Annotated in this window: 21 protein-coding genes and 2 tRNA genes (1 of these 23 running past the window's edge); 6 read left to right on the top strand and 17 right to left on the bottom strand. The window is 34.9% G+C overall.

The window, feature by feature from the left end; genetic code table 11:
- Positions 1-79 precede the first annotated feature (79 nt).
- From gldG to CGC47_RS10390, 5 genes are all read right to left on the bottom strand, one after another.
- On the bottom strand, positions 80-1,753 hold the full coding sequence (gene gldG / locus CGC47_RS10410) for a gliding motility-associated ABC transporter substrate-binding protein GldG (protein ID WP_042000976.1): 1,674 nt from the start codon (positions 1,751-1,753) through the stop codon (positions 80-82).
- Positions 1,750-2,469: a gliding motility-associated ABC transporter permease subunit GldF gene (gene gldF, locus CGC47_RS10405; RefSeq protein WP_042000972.1), complete on the bottom strand. Its 720-nt coding sequence runs from the start codon at positions 2,467-2,469 to the stop codon at positions 1,750-1,752. Before gldF ends, gldG begins: the two co-directional genes overlap by 4 nt.
- Positions 2,470-2,487: 18 nt before the next feature.
- Positions 2,488-3,132 (bottom strand): SanA/YdcF family protein, encoded by a 645-nt coding sequence (locus CGC47_RS10400; protein ID WP_013996876.1) that lies wholly within the window; start codon positions 3,130-3,132, stop codon positions 2,488-2,490.
- A gap of 2 nt (positions 3,133-3,134) precedes the next feature.
- On the bottom strand, positions 3,135-4,298 hold the full coding sequence (locus CGC47_RS10395) for a sigma-54-dependent transcriptional regulator (protein ID WP_013996877.1): 1,164 nt from the start codon (positions 4,296-4,298) through the stop codon (positions 3,135-3,137).
- 170 nt (positions 4,299-4,468) lie between these two features.
- A complete protein-coding gene (locus CGC47_RS10390) occupies positions 4,469-5,041 on the bottom strand; it encodes a hypothetical protein (RefSeq protein WP_095900320.1) in 573 nt (190 codons plus the stop codon).
- A gap of 274 nt (positions 5,042-5,315) precedes the next feature.
- Here CGC47_RS10390 and CGC47_RS10385 point away from each other — a divergent pair, with 274 nt between their 5' ends.
- The 4 genes from CGC47_RS10385 to CGC47_RS10370 all read left to right on the top strand — a co-directional run bounded on the left by CGC47_RS10385 (position 5,316) and on the right by CGC47_RS10370 (position 8,706).
- The gene (locus CGC47_RS10385; protein ID WP_042000967.1) at positions 5,316-6,578 is read left to right on the top strand and encodes a DUF819 family protein; all 1,263 of its coding nucleotides are present in this window, start codon (positions 5,316-5,318) and stop codon (positions 6,576-6,578) included.
- Positions 6,579-6,648: 70 nt separating this feature from the next.
- Positions 6,649-7,377, top strand: a complete 729-nt coding sequence (locus CGC47_RS10380) for a DUF4369 domain-containing protein (RefSeq protein WP_042000964.1) — start codon at positions 6,649-6,651, stop codon at positions 7,375-7,377.
- A gap of 248 nt (positions 7,378-7,625) precedes the next feature.
- A tRNA-Gly gene (locus CGC47_RS10375) sits at positions 7,626-7,698 on the top strand.
- Between the two features lie 935 nt (positions 7,699-8,633).
- Positions 8,634-8,706: transfer RNA gene (locus CGC47_RS10370), tRNA-Pro, on the top strand.
- Between the two features lie 33 nt (positions 8,707-8,739).
- Here CGC47_RS10370 and CGC47_RS10365 read toward each other — a convergent pair.
- From CGC47_RS10365 to CGC47_RS10315, 12 genes are all read right to left on the bottom strand, one after another.
- Entirely contained in the window at positions 8,740-9,582 is an 843-nt protein-coding gene (locus CGC47_RS10365) for a TrmH family RNA methyltransferase (protein ID WP_082025322.1), read from the bottom strand.
- Positions 9,583-9,784: 202 nt separating this feature from the next.
- Positions 9,785-9,982: a hypothetical protein gene (locus CGC47_RS10360; protein ID WP_013996865.1), complete on the bottom strand. Its 198-nt coding sequence runs from the start codon at positions 9,980-9,982 to the stop codon at positions 9,785-9,787.
- A gap of 105 nt (positions 9,983-10,087) precedes the next feature.
- Positions 10,088-10,981, bottom strand: coding sequence for a sulfate adenylyltransferase subunit CysD (gene cysD, locus CGC47_RS10355; RefSeq protein ID WP_013996864.1), 894 nt, complete (start codon positions 10,979-10,981; stop codon positions 10,088-10,090).
- Between the two features lie 37 nt (positions 10,982-11,018).
- Entirely contained in the window at positions 11,019-11,147 is a 129-nt protein-coding gene (locus tag CGC47_RS10960; protein ID WP_256593376.1) for a hypothetical protein, read from the bottom strand.
- Positions 11,148-11,373: 226 nt separating this feature from the next.
- Entirely contained in the window at positions 11,374-12,600 is a 1,227-nt protein-coding gene (clpX, locus tag CGC47_RS10350; protein WP_041984864.1) for an ATP-dependent Clp protease ATP-binding subunit ClpX, read from the bottom strand.
- Positions 12,601-12,657: 57 nt separating this feature from the next.
- Positions 12,658-13,317 carry an ATP-dependent Clp endopeptidase proteolytic subunit ClpP gene (gene clpP, locus CGC47_RS10345; protein ID WP_013996861.1) on the bottom strand — a complete coding sequence of 220 codons (660 nt, stop codon included), beginning with the start codon at positions 13,315-13,317 and terminating at the stop codon, positions 12,658-12,660.
- A 110-nt stretch (positions 13,318-13,427) separates the two neighbouring features.
- Positions 13,428-14,759: a trigger factor gene (gene tig, locus CGC47_RS10340; protein WP_042000961.1), complete on the bottom strand. Its 1,332-nt coding sequence runs from the start codon at positions 14,757-14,759 to the stop codon at positions 13,428-13,430.
- Positions 14,760-14,928: 169 nt separating this feature from the next.
- Positions 14,929-15,903 carry a hypothetical protein gene (locus CGC47_RS10335; RefSeq protein WP_147269761.1) on the bottom strand — a complete coding sequence of 325 codons (975 nt, stop codon included), beginning with the start codon at positions 15,901-15,903 and terminating at the stop codon, positions 14,929-14,931.
- Between the two features lie 5 nt (positions 15,904-15,908).
- The gene (locus CGC47_RS10330; protein WP_095900318.1) at positions 15,909-17,006 is read right to left on the bottom strand and encodes a hypothetical protein; all 1,098 of its coding nucleotides are present in this window, start codon (positions 17,004-17,006) and stop codon (positions 15,909-15,911) included.
- Between the two features lie 228 nt (positions 17,007-17,234).
- Entirely contained in the window at positions 17,235-18,401 is a 1,167-nt protein-coding gene (locus tag CGC47_RS10325; RefSeq protein ID WP_095900317.1) for a hypothetical protein, read from the bottom strand.
- 22 nt (positions 18,402-18,423) lie between these two features.
- Entirely contained in the window at positions 18,424-19,125 is a 702-nt protein-coding gene (locus tag CGC47_RS10320) for a hypothetical protein (protein ID WP_095900316.1), read from the bottom strand.
- Complete coding sequence (locus CGC47_RS10315; RefSeq protein ID WP_013996855.1) at positions 19,122-19,691, bottom strand: RNA polymerase sigma factor; 570 nt, start codon at positions 19,689-19,691, stop codon at positions 19,122-19,124. The genes CGC47_RS10320 and CGC47_RS10315 overlap by 4 nt, the downstream gene beginning before the upstream one ends.
- Before the next feature lie 181 nt (positions 19,692-19,872).
- Here CGC47_RS10315 and CGC47_RS10310 point away from each other — a divergent pair, with 181 nt between their 5' ends.
- Together CGC47_RS10310 and CGC47_RS10305 are read left to right on the top strand one after the other, a co-directional pair.
- Positions 19,873-20,577 carry a phosphoadenylyl-sulfate reductase gene (locus CGC47_RS10310; protein WP_042000942.1) on the top strand — a complete coding sequence of 235 codons (705 nt, stop codon included), beginning with the start codon at positions 19,873-19,875 and terminating at the stop codon, positions 20,575-20,577.
- A gap of 24 nt (positions 20,578-20,601) precedes the next feature.
- Positions 20,602-21,413 carry the 5' portion of a hypothetical protein gene (locus CGC47_RS10305; protein WP_042000940.1) on the top strand. The gene runs 223 nt beyond the window's last position, so only the first 812 of its 1,035 coding nucleotides appear in the window; it begins with the start codon at positions 20,602-20,604; its stop codon lies off the right edge, out of view.

Genomic DNA, 21,413 nt, shown 5'->3' with positions numbered 1-21,413 from the left:
TTTCTTTTTTAATACTTCTCTTTCAACTTGACAAAGATATTTTAATTTTACGTTAGAGAAAAATATTTTTGAAAAATAATTACCTTGAATATGTTTTTTTGTGATAGATTTTAACTAAAAACGATAATATTAACACAATAAGCAAAGGCAATAAGATACTTTTTAGTTGCCAAGCCTTTTGGTTGTCTTCTATTTTGGATTTATCTAAAAAAGCAAGTTGTACCTTTTTGTTACGTAAGGTAAGCAAATCATTTTCATCTAGAAGATAGTTTAAAGCATTCATTAAGAATGATTTATTATCATAGAATTTATGCGTCCATTTGTCGTAACCCAATTCTAAAGGGGTATTGGAGGCAATTTCATTTTTAATAAAATCACCATCTGAAATCACCATCATTTTGGTGTAAGAACTAACTTCTTTTTGGTCTTTCATTTCAATGGGAGGAATTCGATTTTTGTAAACCGAATTAAATTGCCCTTCCAAAAGTACTGATACAGGAAAGTTTCCTTGGTTATAACCTGCTTTATCCATCTTCTTAGGATCAATTTTCAAACTGATTTCTCGAGGAGTGCCCTCAACTTTCGATAGAGCTGAGCTACTAAGTAAAATGGTTTTTTGAATACCGTTTTGTAAAGTGTCAATACTATTGGCAAATTGTAAACGTGTGGCATCGAGGTTTTTATTGATGAGATGATTGTTTTTGGAAATCACCATTGGGTGATATAACCAAGGTAAAGGTAAATAGCGTGATTGGTTGCCTTGACCACTAGCAATAACAATTTCTGTAAAATACAAATCGTTGATTAGGTTGTAGTTTAACCGAAATCCGTATTGAAAAAACATATCACCTAAATTCAAATCTACAGGCATTGCCATAGCTGTTCCTTGAGCATTGTATAAGTCTTCTATACCAATATTTACTTGTTCCACCATCCAAAGCGTTTTTCCGCCTTGCATAATAAATTGATCAACAACTTGCTTTTGGACATCGGTAAAAGGCTGGGTAGGCTTTGCAATCAATAACAAATCAAATTCATTGAGCTGTTGTAGTGTTTTTTCGGGGTTTACCGCCACCGAATCCAAAGAAAAAGGAGCAATACGATAATAATTTCCAGCCGTTTTCAAAAAATCAGCAATATAGAGATCTTCCAGAGTGCCATTACTTTTTAAAACCGCTATTTTCTTTTGTTTTTCAAGGGTGAGTTTGTGCAGTGCATCGGTAAAATTATATTCCAAACGCTGTACCGAACGTTGTACTTGTTCTTGGTCGGTTGCCCCAATACTGTTGGTAAAAAGTGCGACTTTTTCTGTGTGAATTCCATCGTTGATAATCGCCCACGGGAAAATATGAGCAATGGAAGATTTACCTGCCTCTGATTGTGTGATTTGCAATGGGGTAAGCCCCATTTGAGTTAGCTCATTGAGGGTTTGTTCAGGATTAGATTCTCCTTCTAACGGATTGATAAATTGTACACGGATGTGATTATTTTCTGAAACGTATTCTTCCAACAGTTGCATTGTTTCGGTTTGAAGTTTTTTGAATGTAGGCGGAATGTCACCTTTCAAAAGTACTTCAATGAGAATAGGAGTTTCTATCTTTTTTAGGGTCCGGCGAGAAGTTTCAGAAAGCGTATAGCGTTTATCTTCTGTAATATCCCATCTGAAAAAGAAGAAATTGGCTAACAGATTGATAGCTAAAAGTCCTAAAAAGGCAAAAATGGCTTGTACGGCTAAATCCTTAGTATTTTTCATCTTTTATACGATTTTATAAAAAGTGAAGTGATGATAATAAAAAATACAGATACTGATATAAAATACAGCAGATTACGACTATCAATCACTCCTCGACTAATAGCATCAAAATGAGATTGAAAGCCCAAACCATACATTACATTTGGAAAAATCATTTGAACAATAGCGTCTAACCCAAAAAACAAGAAAAAACATAAAAATGTAGCGATTACAAATGATACAATTTGGTTGTTACTTACCGCCGAAGCCCACAAACCTACCGCCGCAAAGGTGGAGGCTAGTAGAAAAAGGGCTATGTATGAACCTATGGTAGTAGCAACATCTAAATTGCCAACAGGGTTGCCCAACTGCCAAAGCATATATACATATAACAATGAAGGGATTAAAAGAATTAGTATCAGAAATAAAATTCCTAAATATTTTCCAAAAACCAAGGCTATGGTACTTATCGGCTTGGTCAGCAATAATCCTAACATTCCGTTTTTCTTTTCTTCTGAAATGCTACGCATAGTCAGTGCAGGAATTAAAAAAACAAACATCCAAGATGAAAGTTTGAAAAAAGGTAACAAATCAGCAAAACCATTATTGAAAATATTGTAATCTGTTTGTAAAATCCATAAAAACAATCCATTGAGGATTACCGATATGGCTACAACTGTCCACCCAATGGGCGAAGTAAAAAAATAACGGATTTCTTTTTTACATAAAGCGAACATAGTTTTTAGGTAAATAAGTTATTTAATTTCAATCTTTTCTCCTAAAAATTTGGGCTGAACTGAAAAAATCAAATCAAAAAATACTTTAGTTCGCGCTAAATACTCCCGAATTTGCGTTTTAATTCCTAAATGCGAAGGCAAGTCTGTGGCGTTAAATCCAACGGCTTGTATATTTTTTTGACGTGCGATAAAAACAGCCCTTTGGTTGTGAAATTTTTGGGAAATTACGGTAAATTTTTCTTGTCCGAATACTTCATAAGCTCGAATCATTGAATCCAAAGTCCTAAATCCAGCATAATCCAAGAAAATTTTCTCTTTAGGAATCCCTTTGTTGATTAAAGCTTTCTTAAAAGCCTTAGGTTCATTGTATTGTACCGTAGCATTATCACCACTAACTAAGATAAAATCAATCTTTTGAGCGTTGAATAAAGCCACGGCAGCATCAATCCGATATTGAAAATAAGGATTGGCAGCCCCACTTTTCAGATAAGGAGAAGTGCCAAGAACCACCCCTACTTTATTGTGCGGTACTTCAGAAATATGGTCGTATGTAGTGCCTTGAGTATGCCATTCGATATATTGGTAGCTACCCACAACCAAGAGCAACACTACAATGAAAAATCCGATGCCCCAGCGTAGAAATTTGAGTCCTCTTTTTCTCATAATTACTTACCTGCAAATGCTTTAACATCATCTTCTGAAATTTCTTTTCCTCCTAAAATGATGAGGCGTTCGGTAACATTTCTCAATTCGCGGATATTCCCCGTCCAATCATATTGTTGTAATAATTTTATTGCTTTATCGCTGAATTTTTTCGGACTGATACCTTGTTCCTCTGCAATTTTTTTTGAGAAATGTTCAATAAGAAGCGGAATATCTTCTCTACGTTCGTTCAAAGCAGGTACTTTAATGAGAATTACCGCCAAACGATGATATAAATCTTCACGGAAACGCCCCTCTGCAATTTCTTTTTTCAAATCTTTATTGGTAGCTGCAACCACCCGTACATCTACCTCAATATCTTTATCGCTTCCTACTCGAGCAATTTTATTTTCTTGTAAGGCGCGTAATACTTTGGCTTGTGCCGACAGGCTCATATCACCAATTTCATCTAAAAATATAGTCCCTTTATTGGCTGCTTCAAATTTTCCAGCACGATCTTTAACTGCCGAAGTAAAAGCGCCTTTGATATGTCCAAAAAGCTCACTTTCTATTAGTTCGGAAGGAATAGCAGCGCAGTTGACTTCAATCATAGGGGCATCGGCACGTTCACTTTGGTTATGCAAGGCGTGAGCCACCAGTTCTTTACCTGTACCGTTTGAACCTGTAATGAGCACTCTTGCCTCTGTTGGTGCTACTTTTTGTATGATTTGGCGTATTTGCTCTAAGGCAGGGCTTTGCCCTATCATTTGATAATTTTTTCCGATTTTCTTTTTAAGGCGTTTATTTTCAACAACTAACTCTTTGCGGTCTAAGGCATTTCGAACAGTATTTAGCAATCGATTCAAATCAGGGGGTTTCGATATATAATCGTAAGCCCCTAAACGCATTGTATTAACGGCTGTTTCCAAATCACCGTGTCCTGAAATCATCACGATAGGAATTTCAGGTTTGATTTTTTTGGCAGATTCGAGTACCTCCATACCGTCTGATTTTGGCATTTTGATATCACACAATATCAGGTCATAATCTTCTTTTTTTATCTTTTCGATGCCCTCTAAACCGTCGATAGCTTCATCAATTTCATAATTTTTATTCTCTTCGGTGAGAATTTTTGCCAACACTCGGCGGATGGCAGCTTCGTCTTCAATGATTAAAATTTTAGGCATAGTTTCGCTTTATATCAACTAAAAATCGGCTAAATATACGCAAATAAAACAAAAAATGACAGAAATATTGCTTTTTACACGTTTAATTTCTGTCAAAGCGTTGATTTTTAGATAAATAAAATAAGCTCAATATAAACTATTGAGCTTATTTTTAATGTTTTAAGAGAGAGTTATTTACCTACAACTACTTTTAGGTCTGCTGTTTTTTGTGTTTTTTGGTCTCTCACTTGAATTGTGGTTTCTCCGGAGGCTTTTCCAGTAACGACCAAATAGTTTTCTTTATCAATATGAGCGTGTACAAAATCGGTGTATTGTTTGGCGTAGATAAGCTCATAAAAACCGCTTCCTGCTTTAATTTTAACCTTTTCCGATTTGCCTATACCTAAACTAATTTTAGTTTCAGCAAGTTCGATATCTGCATAAACTACAGTTACATCTACTGATTTTTTTTGATTTGTTTTCACGTCAGTAATTTCAATGGCAACTGGTCCTCCTACGGCAACTCCTTCAAGCATCACTTGATTGGCTTTAATATTTACCTTAACTCTTGAAGCATCAGGTGAAAATACCTTATAATTGCCACTTCCTGCTTGAATGCTTACCATTTTGGCACTACCTAACACTACCTCAACTTGCTCGGTATCCACCTTGAGGTCATCATGCTTTTCGGACTCCTCCTTTTTACAATGTGTGAGGGAAGCAACTATTGCCAATCCCAAAACTAAATTTAAAAGTTTTTTCATAATGAATTCGTTTTTTGATTCTCAGCAAATTTAATTTTTTACTCTACATAAAACATCTAAATAAAAGTTAAAATACTATTAAAAATCACATAACAAAAAAATGAATTTTACTTTTTAGGTTATTGCTTTTAAGTTTTGAAAAGTATCTCTTTAATGAAATCTGCTATGGTAATCAAAATAATTCACATTTTTTCGAAATAAAAACTCTTAGGTTAGCAAATATTAAAAAAAATAGTATTTTCGCCCATAGAATAATATAAAAAATGATATTATAATGCAGTTACCAATTGCTAATGATGCCGTTGTATTGGGATTACTAATGGTTTGTTTAGGATTTGTATTTTATACTTCCTCTCAAAAAACAAAATTCTGGAAAGTATTTTACACTATTTTTCCAGCATTGCTGATTTGCTATATGTTACCAGCAATTTTAAATTCAATGGGTATTATTTCTAACAAAACTTCAAATTTATATTTTGTATCCAGTAGATATTTGTTACCTGCTGCGCTGATTTTGATAACTTTAAGCATTGACCTACGAGCTGTTTTTAACTTAGGGGCTAAAGCATTGATTATGTTTTTTGCAGGAACTTTCGGAATTATCATTGGCGGTCCACTTGCCATACTCATTGTTTCAACTTTTATGCCCGAAGCCGTTGGTGGTATAGGACCTGATGCCGTTTGGCGGGGGCTTTCCACCGTAGCCGGAAGCTGGATAGGTGGAGGGGCTAACCAAGCCGCAATGTTAGAAATTTACAAATATAACCCCGAAAAATACGGAGCAATGGTAATTGTAGACATTGTGGTGGCTAACATTTGGATGGCTTTTTTACTCTTTGGCATTGGTAAATCGGATAAAATTGACCGATGGCTAAAAGCCGATAACTCATCTATTGAAGATTTAAAAAATCGGGTAATTTCCTTTTCTGAAAAGACGAAAAAACAACCTACTTTGGTCGATTACAAGGTAATGTTAGCATTAGCCTTTGGAGGAGTAGGACTATCACATTTCGGTGCAGACATCATCACTGACTTTCTCAAATCCAATTTCGAATCGATACGTAATGCACAAAGTGCTACTTCCTTTTTTGGTGATACATTCTTTTGGTTAGTTACCTTTGCTACGCTCATCGGCATTTTGCTTTCTTTTACCAAAGCTCGTAATTATGAGGGTGCCGGAGCCAGCAAACTCGGTAGTGTGTTTATCTACGTATTGGTGGCAACTATCGGTATGAAAATGAACCTTACGCAAGTTTTTGATAATCCAGGTTTGCTTTTAGTGGGGCTGATTTGGATGGCTATTCACGTGTTGGTGATGTTTTTGGTAGCCAAAATTATCCGTGCGCCCTATTTCTTTTTGGCAGTAGGTAGTAAAGCCAACGTAGGAGGGGCTGCTTCAGCACCAGTAGTAGCTTCTGCTTTCCATCCTTCACTAGCAACCGTGGGCGTACTTTTAGCTGTTTTAGGCTATGTAGTAGGTACTTACGGAGCAATGCTATCGGCATATTTGATGGAAATAGCTTCTCAAATGCAATAAACACACTTTTTACGAGTAAATATGTAATAAAAAAACTATTTTTGACGATAATTTTAGTAACCGATTTTTTATGAAGAAGATAATTTTGACATTTTTAGTGCCATTCGCTTTTTTTGCCTGTGCCGATGATAGCCAACAAATGATTGTAGAAGGAAATATTGAAGGACTAAAAAAAGGAACTGTTTTTTTACAACGCTACGATGAAGGAAAATTAGTCAATTTAGATTCAATGGTAGCCAAAGGCGAAGGGAAATTTCGTTTTGTAACTCCTCTTGAAAGTCCAGAAATTTTCTATATCTATTTAGATTTAAACAAACAAGAAGGGACAGATTTTGGTGATCGTTTACTTTTCTTTGGCGAACCTACCAAAATTACCATCGAAAGTACGCACAAAATGTTCGATATCAATGCAAAAGTAAGTGGCTCGGAATCGCAAAAAATATTGGAGCAATACAATAAGATGATGCGCAAATTTGGTACTCGAAATATGGAATTACTCGAACAACAAATTAATGCTGTTAAAGAAGGACAATCTCAAAAGGTGGATTCTCTCAAAGAATTATCTGAAAAGAATACGCTTCGCAAATATTTATTCTCAGTAAATTACGCGATAAATCATTCCGATTCGTACGTAGCGCCTTACATTGCCCTAACGGATATTTTTGATGCCAATGTAAAATATTTGGATTCGGTGTATAATAAGCTCTCACCTGAAGTTGCCAAATCCAAATACGGAAAGGAGCTCCAAGTACACATTGAAGAGGTTAAAAAAGCCCAAGCCAAAAATGACAACCCATAGCCCAATATTAGAGCAAACCCAAACAAGCGGTATAAATTACCACCTGCTTTGGTTTTATGATGTTTTGTAAATCCAATAAAAAGAGGGCTATCCGAAAAAAAATGGAATGTTTTTAGAGATAAAGTATGCTGAGGTTAATTTTATTCATTCTGATTTTTAGTTAATTATAAAAATGAATAAAAAAATATCATTTTTTATTTGGAAGTTTGGGAAAAACCCTATATATTTGCACTCGTAAAATTGAAAAGGCGGGAGTAGCTCAGTTGGTAGAGCGTCAGCCTTCCAAGCTGAATGTCGCGAGTTCGAACCTCGTCTCCCGCTCTGAAAAGATTATCTAGAATTAGATAATCTTTTTTGTTTTATACCTACTTTAAAGAAATAGGAATATAATTCAGAAAGCACTAATGAAGCAGGTTAAACGCGCAAAAAATATCAAACTTTAATTTGGGCATAATACTGAAAAAATCAGTCAAAGCTTTTGAAACATAAGCTACTAGCCACAATGTGCTGGGGGTGACCAATATTTCTATCGAATTTTGTCTTCTACAAGAGCTGCTACTTTTGGGATAACTTCCTGTTTTCTATAATCCGCAAAACCAAATGTACCAAAATTCAAAATGAAATGTACATTTTTTGAGGATTTCATCATCGAGCACAAAGGTATTACAAAAACACAAAACCACGGCGTTTTAACCGTGGTTTTTTGATGTTGGCGACATCAATATCGCCGACATATTACGTGCTTTCCCCCGCAAACTGCTCCAACATCAGTAAGTCGAACTTGTAGACGTCTTTCACGTTGGTATCGGGTTCAAAGGTTGAGAAGCGTTTGTCCTGTGGCGTTCGCTTGATCTGATGTCCTTTCTGAGACGCTCAATTGCTCATCAATAAATTTTTGTGATATTGCATTTAAGATATGTTTTTATTTCGTATCCTTGTTCCAACGTTAAATATTTATACCTCATTGTCTTATATGGCTACTTGACGAAGAAATAACATTTTTTTGAAGGGAGAAAGTTTTTTTACTTTCTCTCTTTTTTCTTTGGGTTAGCCCAAAGAAAAAAGAGAGAAAAACTATCCTAAAAAATTGCACTTACTAATGGAACCTAAGCATTTTTTACTGTGCAAAGGTCTCATTTATTTTATAAATTCGTGAAATAAAAAATTACTCTTGGGAGTTGAATATGCTAAAATCATTTTTTTCAAAAATCATTAGGCTACATATTGTATTTTACTTATATTTGCCAACTCAAAATCGGGATGTGGCGCAGTTGGTAGCGTACACGTATGGGGTGCGTGTGGTCGCTGGTTCGAGTCCAGTCATCCCGACATTTTTTTTCCGCCTAAAATGGGCGGTTTTTTTTATAATTTAATACCTTTTCGTTGACGTTTGGCTTCAAAAATCAGAATCGCTGCCGCAACCGACACATTCATAGAATCAATAACCCCTTCCATCGGAATGATGATGTTTTGAGAACTGTTTTCAAGCCATTGCTGAGTTAACCCCTCATCTTCTGTACCTACCACAATAGCACACCCTTGACTAAAATCAACCTCAGTATAAGACTTTGAAGCTGAAAGTGCTGCGCAAAAAATATTTAATTTATTTTGTTTCAAAAAATGGATAATTTGCTGGGTTGTACCACAAGCTATTTGATTGGTAAACACACACCCAACGCTGGAACGAATAATATTAGGGTTATATAAATCTGTTTTCGGATTGGCAATTAGTACGGCATCAACCCCAGCGGCATCTGCCGTTCTTAAAATAGCGCCAATATTCCCAGGTTTTTCAGGAGCTTCGGCTACTAAAATAAGTGGATTATTACTCTGAAAAACTACATTCTCCAACTGGTGTTTTTTAGCTTGGGCTATTGCTAAAACTCCCTCAGTAGAACTTCTGTAACTAAGTTTAGCGTAAACCTCTTTAGAAATTTCAATGACCTCTACCCTATCTCCAATTTGTTGTAATAAAGTTGACAGATTCTCTTTTAGGAAAATCTCTTTTTGATAAAAAATAGTCGTAAGCTGATATCCTCCTTGCAATGCTAAAGAAATTTCACGCACTCCTTCAATTAGAAAAAGTCCTGTTTTTTTCCGATTTCTCGACTTTTCCACTAAAGATATACTTTGTTTAACCAGAGGATTTTGTGTACTTAAAATTTGCTTCATCACAATAAAACCATTTATCAATTTTGAATACATACGATGTTAAAGCATCCTTACAATCTGAAAACTCTACTTTTAAATAAATTTCCCATTGTATTCCAACTTCAACCCATTTCCATAGAATAACGGCAAAAGTAAGAAAACTTTATCATATTGCCCTTTACCGAGTATTTCATCAATAAAAAAATCCCGAGAAATGAACATTCTCGGGAAAGGGTAAAAGATCAAAAAAACATTTCTAATTTTCTATGCAAACCAGACATTCCATCAATTCTGGTTTATTTTCTGTGTAAGTACTGAGCCATACCTTCAGCTCATCAACCTCATAAGGTAAAAGTTTGTCTATCGCCTTTTTAAGTTCTTTACAAAACAATTCTGGATCGAAACTCACCTTTACCAAAATCATTTTTGTGTACTCAAATATAGGACGTCCCATAGTAGTTTTGTTTTATACGTTTCCTAAACCAAAGATACTGCTTCTTTTCTTAAAAAAAAACTAACAAAACGATGTTCTTTGTTAATTTAGTTATGTATTTGAAAACTAAAAATATCCGCTTTTTTTTCTGTCTTCCATTGCAGCTTCGGAGATTCGGTCGTCAATTCGGGTTTCTCCTCGCTCACTGGTTCGGGTGGCGGTAATTTCGTTGATAATATCATCAATCTGATAGGCTTCGGACTCTACCGCTGCCGTACAGGTCATATCCCCAACGGTTCGGTAACGTACTTTACGTTTTACTATCACGTCATTTTCGTCAATCTGAATATATGGCGAAACAGCAATCAGCTGTCCGTTGTGGTCAATTACTTCGCGTTCGTGCGAGAAATACACACTCGGTAGTTCTATTTTTTCACGACGAATGTAGTTCCAAACGTCCAACTCCGTCCAATTGCTAATAGGAAACACACGCACGTTTTCGCCTTTGTGTATCTTTCCGTTATAGGTGTGCCAAAGCTCGGGGCGTTGTAATTTCGGGTCCCAACCGCCAAAGTCGTCACGCACGGAAAAAATTCGTTCCTTGGCACGAGCTTTCTCCTCATCGCGTCTTGCTCCACCGATACAAGCATCAAACTCAAATTCTTCGATGGTATCCAACAAAGTGTAAGATTGTAAGGCATTACGACTTGCAAACTTTCCTTTGGGTTCGGTCAAGCCCTTTGCTTTAATGGTGTCTTCTACCTTGCGGACGATGAGTCGCTCACCGAGTTTCTTCACTAAATTATCACGAAAATCCAACGCTTCTTGGAAATTATGCCCCGTATCGATATGCACAAGCGGAAACGGAAACTTACACGGACGAAACGCCTTCAGAGCCAAGTGTACCAACACGATGGAGTCTTTCCCACCACTGAAAAGCAACGCTGGTTTCTCGAACTGACCACCAACCTCGCGGAATATATGTATGGCTTCTGCCTCCAATTGTTCTAAATAATCCATATCTGAATGTTCAATATTTATGGTTTAATGTTTAAATTTATAATTCAATATTATTTTCTTGCAAAAAATCCTCTAATTCAGAAAAAATATCAATGGGATACGACGAACCTCCCTTTTGAGTATTCACTTTTTTAGCGGTTTTACTGACTATATCTAACGCATACATATAGTCTTTGTATTTCAGCCCTAACAAACCACTTGCAAAGTTACTAATTCTCTGTCAGTAAAAGAACAAAAAACAGAATTACTTAGTTATAACAGCTATAGAAAAGACAAATAATCTTCTAATCATTTGATAGCCAAAAAGAAGCAAACTATGAGAATTACAATAAAAAACACGGCAATTCAGCCGTGTTTGTATTTTATTGAGTGTCCAAAAAAATCAATCCAATTTATGATAAATGATTGAGTTTTTTAAGCTTTTCTTCTGCGTATGTTTTAGTAATAGTCAAATGATTTTCCTGAGAACTTGGCATTTCAAACATAGCATCGGTTAAGATATTCTCACAAAGTGAACGAAGCCCACGAGCCCCTAACTTATATTCCATTGCTTTTTCAACGATAAAATCCAAAGCTTCATCGGTAATTTCAAAGGCAATCCCGTCCATCTCAAACAACTTTGTATATTGCTTGATAATAGCATTTTTGGGCTGGGTAAGTATCATACGTAGTGTTTCCTTGTCCAGTGGATTCATATAGGTCAAGACCGGCAAACGCCCGATAATTTCAGGGATTAAACCAAAGTCTTTTAAATCTTTAGGAATCAAGTACTGCATCAAGTTTTTAGTATCAATCTGTGCCGACTTTGAACTATTATATCCAACAGCTTGCATATTTAACCGCTTAGATATGATACGTTCGATACCATCAAAAGCTCCCCCAGCGATAAAAAGAATATGCTCGGTATTCACTTCAATATATTTTTGATCGGGGTGCTTTCGTCCTCCTTTGGGTGGAACGTTTACTACTGAACCCTCCAATAATTTCAAAAGAGCTTGTTGTACCCCTTCACCCGATACATCTCTGGTAATAGATGGATTGTCACTTTTTCTAGCAATTTTATCAATTTCATCAATAAAAACAATCCCCTTTTCTGCCTTTGCTACATCATAATCAGCGGCTTGTAGCAGTCGAGTTAATATGCTCTCAACATCTTCGCCCACGTAACCCGCTTCGGTAAGTACTGTAGCATCTACAATGGCTAACGGAACGTTTAACATCTTAGCTATCGTTTTAGCTATAAGCGTTTTACCTGTTCCTGTTTGCCCTACAATTACAATATTACTTTTCTGAATTTCAACATCATCTTCACCGTTTTGTTGTTGTAAACGCTTGTAGTGATTATAAACCGCCACAGAAAGCACTTTTTTGGTGAAATCTTGCCCAATGACATATTGGTCTAAAAAAGCCTTAATTTCTTTAGGCTTTTTCAATGTAATTTCATTATCCGAAAAGGCTTTATCTTTGCTTTGATAACCTGCTTCAACCATTAGCAATTCGTGAGCTTGTTCTACACAATAATTGCATATTTTTGCTTCCAATCCATTGATAATCATTTCAGTTTCTGACTCTGGACGACCACAAAAAAAGCAGTATTCTTCAGTTCTTTTTTTTGCCATATTTTGTAAAGTTTCAAGAAACTTTTAGTGAGATAGATTTTTGTTCTTAATTTTCAATTATTTTCTAACTAAAACTTCATCAATCATACCATAGGCTTTTGCTTCCTCGGCTTTCATCCAATAATCACGTTCAGAGTCTTTATATACTTTATCAAAAGGTTGCCCTGAATGATTAGCTATAATCTGATAAAGTTCATCTTTAAGTTTTAACATCTCTTTTAAGTTGATTTCCATATCAGTAGCCACTCCTTGTGCCCCTCCTGAAGGCTGATGAATCATCACTCGTGAGTGCGGTAGAGCAGAACGTTTTCCTGCTGCACCAGCACAAAGCAAAACCGCTCCCATTGAGGCCGCCATACCTGTACAAATGGTAGCTACATCAGGCTTTATGAATTGCATTGTGTCATAAATTCCAAGTCCAGCATAAACACTTCCTCCAGGGGAATTGATGTAGATTTGAATATCTTTAGCATTATCAACACTCTCCAAAAACAACAATTGAGCTTGAATAATGTTCGCCATATGGTCGTTCACATCTGTTCCTAGAAAAATGATTCTGTCCATCATCAATCTTGAAAAAACGTCCATTTGAGCAACATTAAGTTGGCGTTCTTCCACAATATAGGGTGTCATACTGCTTACCACTTTATCAAAATATAAGCTATTGATCCCCCTATGTTTGGTAGCGTATTTTTTAAATTCTTTTCCGTAATTCATAGCTATTAAATTAGTTAAAAAAAGGCGCTAAATTGTATTTAACGCCTCAAAGATAGTATTTTTTAGTTAACAAATATGTAATTTGTCGAACGTTTCTTTATCGTTTCAAATTACTCTTTACCGTAAACTTCCTTTACAAATTCGTCAAAATTTACTTTTTTAGTGTTTAAAGTAACGTTTTCTTTGTAGAAGTTCAATAATTTATTGTGTACCAATTGTTGGTTCAATCGCATAACTTCATCTTTGTTAGAAAGTACGCGTTTTACGATGTCGTTAACATAATGTTCATCACTGTTATACATCCCGTATTGCGTCATTTGATTTCGAATGTAATCTTCTGTATATTTTTTGAGTTCCTCAAAAGTTGGAGTCAAATTATTATCAGTCAACAACTTGGTTTCTATAAGTTGATAGCGCAATCCTTTTTCTGATTGTTCATATTCAACTTCTGCTTCTTCGGCAGAAAGCTCTTTTTCACCAGCGGTGCGCAACCATTTTTTAAGAAATTCGCTTGGCAAGTCAAACTTGGTATTTTCAACCAAATAATCGGTAACCTCATTAAACAATTGTTGGTCGGCTTGTTCTGCGTACTGAAACTCAGCATTTTCTTTTATCTTTTCACGTAATTCTTTCTCAGAGGTTACTGTTCCTTCGGGAAACAATTTATCGAAAAGTTCTTCATTTAGGGTAGCTTTTTCACGAATATTTACCTCTTCTAGGGTGAAAGTTAATTCCACATCTAAATGATGAGCTTCATCGTGCGAAACTTTCAAGAAGTGCATTAAATCGTGTGAATCCTTGAAAAGTTGTTTAGATTGTAATTGAAATTGGTCTCCTATTTTTTTACCTATAAAGGTCTCTGCGTTTTTCTCCGAAAGTTTTTCTAAAGCAAAGGTAGCTTTATTGTCGATATTTTTAGCTTCATTGAAGAATGTTCCTGTAATTTCAATATCTTTTTCTTGAGTTACTTCTCCTTTACTTACTAATTTTCCAAATTGTTTTGCGATACGCTCCACTTGATTGTCTATGGTTTTGTCATCGGCAGAAATTTCGTAATGTGTAATACCTTGTTTAGGTTTCAAATCAATTTCAAAAGCTGGTGCCAATCCGACTTCAAATTCAAATGTAAAGGTATCGGCATCCCAATTAAAATCGTCTTGATTTTTGGGTAGCGGATTTCCTAAAATATCTAATTTTTCGTCGGTAAGATATTTGTTTAAAGCCTCTTGCAATAATTTATTTACTTCATCTACCAATACGGCTTTTCCGTATTGTTTTTTTATCATTCCCAAAGGCACGTGTCCTTTACGAAACCCTGGAACATTAGCTGTTTTTTTGTAGTTGGTAAGTACTTTTTCTACTTTTTCGCTATAATCTGCACGATCAATCGTTACTGTAATTACAGCATTTAAGGCATCTATTTGCTCTTTCGTGATATTCATTTTCTTATCTTTTTTGTGTATGAAAAATTAAGTCCGCAAAGGTAATATATTATGGTGTAATTTAAAAAAATAAAGGATAAAAAATACTTTGGGCACATTCACCCCCCACCCTTGAAAATTCTAAATTCAAGACAAAACAACGGATAATTTTTTATAAAAAATCAGCTACTTAATATTTTCTGTAAACAATATCTTTTACTTTGAAAACACTTATTTCTCCACCATTTTGGTTAGTGATGTATAGCTTATCTTGGGTAAAAACAAATCGTTGTACTTGTAAAGGATTGTTATTGTGAGATTTATACTGATATTCAATATTCGCCTTTTCATCAAGTTTACCCAATCCTTTTTCTTTCAAACTGGAATAAAGATGATTTCGGAATGAAAATAACTGCTCTTGATATGAAGCTACTGAAAAGAAATTAGTACGAAGCTGATTTTCAGAAATAAATCCTTTTTCATTCAAATCAAAAAAGTCAATAGTTTTGTTTCCGTTCAAATCACGTAGCATAAAAAGTTTATTGTTGTGGATTGTTATGGAGGACACATTACCACTATACACTTCCGTTTTTAAAAAGGTAGGCACTTTTTTTGTATTCGATGCAGTAATATCTGCCAAGTTAAAAAAACGAATACGTTTTTCGTCTCTAACCAATAAATGCGAATTGGTAAGAAATAAAGCCTGTGTATTAAACATCCCGAAATTTTGGTCGTTTTGGTTACCATTCCCAATAATTACTTCTAACTCGTAAGTATTTTTATTATAAGCTCTTACGGTTTTATTTTGGGTTACAAAAATGAATTTATCCGAAATAGCTATATCCTTTATGTGAGATAAATCGGTAATAATTTGGGTCAAATTCCCGTTTTGAGTATCCAATTTTTGTATTGAATAACTTTTTTTATCCTCTGTGGTTGTTTCTACCCCTAAAAAAATAGAATTATCATATTGACTAATAGCAATAAAACGTTCATCTGATTTTTTAAGCGCTAATATCGGTTTATCTTCTTCCAAATAATAAGAAACAGAATTCTCCTCAACAGCTTTTGGGTATTTTTCTATAATATTTTCAACGATTTCTTCGTTTACTTTGGTACAGCCCATTACGGCTAACGTTAGGAATGATATAATTATTTTTTTCATCGAGACTAATATGGATATTCGTTAAACGGAAGTTCTTTTGCTAATAGCATTTTTTGATACAAAGCCATCGTAATAGGGACTAATCCTTGGGCATCAGCTCCTTTTCCTGCAAAATAGGTCATATTACCATCGTGACCATACCCAGCAACGTGACCAAATTCGTGTATCCAAACGTTAGTTACTAAGCCACTTCCCCATCGGTCGTTTAAATTGATTTCTTTATAAAAGGCATTTTTCGGATTATTGATATACTCTCTTCGCACACCAAAAGTACTTCCTCCGCCCAAGCCACCTGTTCCTGGCTCAATAATAATACCAAGTATTTGCCTCGGTGGGGTTCTTAAACTTTTTATAACTTGCTTTCGGTCTAATACTTTTTTGTTATCTGTAAAATCATAAGGAGCTTCCAATATAGCCTTTTCAAAAGCATCAGAACTAAAAACATACGCCATATTCAGTACTAAGGGTAGGTAATTTTTGGCATCATCTACCGTAACTTTATCCCATTTTCCGGGTTGTTTATAATCAGCAAAGGTATAAAACGTTTCCAAGCGAATGCTCTTAATTTTGGCAAACATTGGGTCATTGGTTTCAAAATACAAGTTTAAATCGGATATTGGTATATTTTGAAAATTTTCAACAGAAACTTTTTCCCCTTTTTTATCTATAAAAAAAGTTTCTTTTTCAGAAAAAGGAAGCACTCCTTCATATTCGTACAATGCTGGAAATTCATCAAATGAAGCAATTGGAATAGGCGATGAAAAACTGTCATTACTAATGATAAGTTCCAGATTTTTAAATGTATGGGGTAAAAAATTACGGATACGATATTTATTATTGCCCAGCAATTTAATTTCCAACATTTCATTTATTTTGAAACCTCTCAAATCTTTGTTGTAAAGTATTTTTTGGTCATCAATTATTTCTTCGTCCTTTTTAGTAAACATTTCATTACCCAATTTTTGAATGTCTGAAATGTTTATTTTTTGAACTTCGGTGATAGGATATTCTATTAACTTTTCAACATCCTTGTATTTAATTTCTGTTTTCGTACAAGAAAACACGAAAACAACCACAGCTAATAATTTTAATTTTCGTAGCATTATTATACATTTTTTTGAGTTGGGTACAAAAGTACTATTTTTTCAGTTAAAATAAGAAGTGAATTTTATTTCAGATAAATAATTAGTAAAACCATTCTATTGAGGTAGTAAACTTAAAGCAAATGAAAAACAGCCATCTAATTGAAGGCTGTTTTTCTCTAGGACTGATTCAAAATTATTTGATAAACAAATTTTTATATTTTCAAAAATTGAGAAGAATATTTATGATTATCCCCCCCAACGCATTCCTATTGAGAAAGGATATTCATTGGTAGGGTTATTTCTAAACAAGGGCACTAAGCTGTATCGAGCATAAAAAACACCACTTCCTATCCCAATATGTGCTGATACTCCATAAATCCATTCATTTACATTCATTCTATTGAAATTTAATTCTTTATGCGTGCTACCCGATGCTCTGTATTTTACTTTTTGCTTACTGTTTAATAATAACCCAGCGTACGCACCTACGCCTACTCTGAAACTTTTATGAATTGGATAATATTTTTTATCTTCATAGGTGCAAATAGGTGTAAAATCAAGCTCCAAATTCATAGGCAAAATCAGATAATGTGTTTTGAATTTTGACTTAATAACAGGCACTTTATAAGGTTGAATTTCAGTAATTCCGTTATTGTTTACAAAATAATCACTATCCTTCATTTTTAATTTATTCATCATCCAGGAAAGCCCGTAATTCAGATGTAATAAATTATTATCTTTCAATAATCTTACGTTGTTATAATAACCGATTTCCACCGATTTTGAACCCCAAATGCGAAATTTATCATTACTAAAATGCTCATTACTACGCATATTGTGAAACGCCAAAGCGAAATTCAGTCCACCACGAATTCTTTTTAAGTCTCTTTTATCGCATTTTTTCAGATTCTTTTCATCACAACCGATGTTAATATTTATTGATTTTAGCACTTTCTGTGTGCTTTCATATATGGGCTTCTGCTGTGGCTTTTCGTTAAATAGCGAATCGAGTTTTTTCATTGCTTGTTCATATTCTAGAGAAAGTTCCTCTTGCGAATGATTGGCTGTTTTTGCTTTTTGTGGTTGATTGCTAGTAAACTGTCTGTCATTATCCGCTTTTTGGCGTATTGCTTCTGTAATTTTTTGAGTTTCAGGACGGATTTTATTCTGAATAGTGCTTCGTGTCGCATTGGTAGCCTCTTTTTTCATTCGCTGGGCAGTTTCTTTGCTGATTTCTTTGCTGTCCAGCATCTGATCAATCGCTTTGAATTTATCTTTTAAAATTGACTTTTCGGCTTCCATAATGGAGTCAATCGCTCTTTTAGAGGCTTTAATCACTTGTTCGTAATCGGTTTGGGCTATAATATTTCCTGAAAATAAAAGGAAAAAGACCCATAAAAATCTACTTTTCATATTTATTATCATTTTTGGTTTATTATTCTTTTTTTTCGTTTAGCGCAAGGCGCAGTCGGTCATATTCATTAACAATTTTGTTTAAAATGTTTTGCATACGTTCTTTAAAAGTTTCTTTTTCAACTTCTGCAAAAATTTTTTCGGTATCGTACTTATGTTCTAAATAGGCTTCCAATCGAGCTTCGGTAGTTGCCATTTGAAGAAGTTCTTGCGGCGATAAATTATCCAAGCCCATAGCAACATAGAGGCTATCTATCTGATATTCTGATTTTATAGTAACTTGCAATTTTTTCCAAATTTCAGCTAAGTCGTCTTTAAACAGTTCATCTACATATTTGTCGTAATCAATTTCTGGTTCACTTGTTGGTTGGATTTGTTTTTTGTTAGCAATTCTGTTTTTATTTTCTATTTTTTTTGTTTTTGTAGGATTTTCAGATAAAAATGTATCCTTAACGATGGTTGTTTTTTTGTTATTTTTCTCAGAGGGAATATGTACCGTAACCCGTTCATTTGTAATTATTTCATCAGAAGAAGGAAACGAATAAAACACGCCAAAAACTACCGCAGCTGCTACACTTATCCCGATGAGATAGTATAACCATTTTGATTTCAATGATTTATTTTCGTTCTGTTGGAGTTGTTGCTCTAAATTGTCCCACAAGTTAGTTGAGGGCTGTATTTCTCTGTTACGAAATTTATTTTTGATGTTGGTTTTCCAGTTCATAGCGTTTTATTTTTAAGCGTTTGTTGTTTTTCTATTTTTTGTTTTAGTATTTTTTTTGCGTACGAAAGTTGTGATTTTGAAGTACCCAAAGAGATATTTAACTCCTCACAGATTTGGTTATGACTATAATCTTCAAATACATAGAGATTAAATACGGCTCGGCAACCTTCGGGAAGTTCGTCGATGAGACTTTGTAATTCATCTTCTTTTAAAAGTTCATCTTCGTACCACAGGTCTGCTTCATCATAATCGTTTTTTAGTTCTGAAAAAGACATTTTTTGCATCTTACTTTTCAGAAAATCAATACATTCATTTACCACGATTCTTCGTATCCACGCATAAAAATGATGCTGCTCTTGATAATTCTTCAAATGAGTAAAAATCTTGAAAAACGATTTGAGTAACACATCTTCTGCAAAATGTAAGTCATTGATATACAATCTACAAACACTTAACATCGCAGGAGCATACGACTCGTAGAGTTGTTTTTGAGCCAAACGGTCGTTTTGTTTGGCTTTCTCTATAATTTTCTGATTTTCAAAATGTATTTTGATTACTTTTTTCACGGTAAATGATTACATTCGGTTTTTAATTTTCTGTCTTTGCTTATATAAACGATATTTTTTTAGAAAGGTTGGAAAGTAATAAAAAAATAATTAAAAATCCGATAATATAAGTAAGCAGATATGTTCTTTCTCTTTTTTATTGCTAAAAATATGATTATTTTTGCTCTCTAAAAAATTTAAAATGAGTAAGCAAACAGAATTACTTCAACAGCAACTTTTAGGGAAAAATGAGATAGAATCTTTACAATTTTTGGCTTCCTATTTCCCTGATGAAGTCGTTTTTTCTACCAGCTTCGGAATGGAAGACCAAGTAATCACCCATCTGATACGAAATAACCATATTCCAATAAAAATCTTTACACTCGATACAGGGCGAATGTTTCCTGAAACGTATGCCACGTGGGACAAAACCGATATGAGCTATCAAACCACCACAATTCCGTATTATCCTGATGCGGCATCTATTGAAAGTTACGTGAAAGCACACGGCATCAATGCGTTTTACAATTCTCCCGAACTTCGGAAAGAATGCTGCCATATTCGGAAGGTTGAACCTTTAAAAAGGGCTCTGGCAGGAAATAAAGTATGGATTACAGGGCTTCGGGCAGAGCAATCTCCTAATCGGGAACAAATGTCACAGGTGGAATGGGACGAAGGTAACCAGATTATTAAATTCCACCCGATTTTACATTGGAAAACCATTGAAGTTCTGGATTTTTTACGCACCAACGGAGTGCCGTACAATCCGCTACACGATAAAGGTTTCATAAGTATTGGCTGTCAGCCTTGTACACGAGCCGTTAAAGAAGGAGAAGACTTTCGTGCGGGTCGCTGGTGGTGGGAGGATAAAAGTAAAAAAGAGTGCGGATTGCATTCCACAAAGTAAATCAGCAAACATCAGTGCAGAAAAATGATGAGAAAGTTTATTTCACTATTACTACTTCTCCCTTTGGTGGGTTGTCAATTTTTTGAAAAGAAAAACGCCTCGCAGAAAAGCGACAAGCCAGAAGTTGTCGCAGATACAATCCCTCAGAATGGAGAGAGCAATTCTCCCAAAATAGTAAAATACGTCATCGAACGGCAGGGGACTTGGTTCAAAGAAAAGCCCGAGGAAAGTTCCGAAAACCAAAATGCGATGCAATATGGCTATAGGATTGAAGTCGAAGGCGAACAAGGCGACTATTACAAAGCAATGAACTACGAAACGGGGAATTATGCCTACGTACTGAAGAGCAAAGTAGGAGATTTGAACCAAATTTCGCTCATTGCTTCCGATTTGGATAAAATTTCACTTATCCAGAAAGGAGAACAACACGAACCTGTTTTCTATGAAGAAGCCATTGCTTTAGATACGCTCATTAGCTTTGAATTGATTGATAAATCTTCGTATGAAAAAGCAAAGAAATCGGCGGTTGATTTTCTTTTGCGAGATACGCTATCAATCGTGAAGAAGAACAATGTAATTACGCTTCCGTGCTTGGATTCCATAGTGACTTTTAAGGATATTAACCCTAATTCGGACTTGGACAATCAGCAGGTGTATGAATACAAAGGGCAAATCAAGTTTATGAATCAGTTTGTAGTTTCGGGTAGCTATTGGGAGGCTTACGATTATAAATGGATTGATAAAAAGACAGGAAAGGAAATCTCTTTTTCGGATTTTCCTTATATCTCTCCCGATAAGAAGCACATAATTTCCGTATATACAAATCCGTACGATGA

This window comes from Capnocytophaga canimorsus (genome assembly GCF_002302565.1).
GTDB classification, from domain to species: domain Bacteria; phylum Bacteroidota; class Bacteroidia; order Flavobacteriales; family Flavobacteriaceae; genus Capnocytophaga; species Capnocytophaga canimorsus.
Note: the sequence above shows the minus strand (reverse complement) of the source record. Positions and strands in the feature narration are given on the sequence as shown.